This is a genomic window from Microbispora sp. CSR-4 (genome assembly GCF_008033685.1).
Lineage (GTDB): Bacteria > Actinomycetota > Actinomycetes > Streptosporangiales > Streptosporangiaceae > Microbispora.
Genome location: NZ_VJVX01000283.1, coordinates 1 through 407, shown reverse-complemented (window position 1 = coordinate 407; position 407 = coordinate 1). Strand labels below are relative to the sequence as shown.

The 407-nt window shown below is 62.7% G+C and carries 1 protein-coding gene; it reads left to right on the top strand.

Annotated features, from left to right (window positions below):
* The coding region (locus FLV34_RS39825; protein WP_147945640.1) for an AAA family ATPase at positions 1–407 on the top strand (407 nt) is incomplete at both ends.

Genomic DNA, 407 nt, shown 5'->3' with positions numbered 1-407 from the left:
CTGTTCGGCTCCCCGCCCGGCTACGTCGGGTACGAAGAGGGTGGTCAGCTCACCGAGAAGGTGCGGCGCAAGCCGTTCTCCGTCGTCCTGTTCGACGAGGTCGAGAAGGCGCACGGGGACATCTTCAACAGCCTGTTGCAGATTCTGGAGGACGGTCGCCTGACCGACGCCCAGGGCCGGGTTGTGGACTTCAAGAACACCGTCATCATCATGACGACCAACCTCGGCACCCGTGACATCTCCAAGGCCGTGGGGCTGGGCTTCGCGAAGGCGAACGACGAGGAGAGCACGTACGAGCGGATGAAGGTCAAGGTGCAGGAGGAGCTCAAGCAGCACTTCCGGCCGGAGTTCCTCAACCGCGTCGACGACATCGTGGTCTTCCACCAGCTCACGCCCAAGGAGATCAT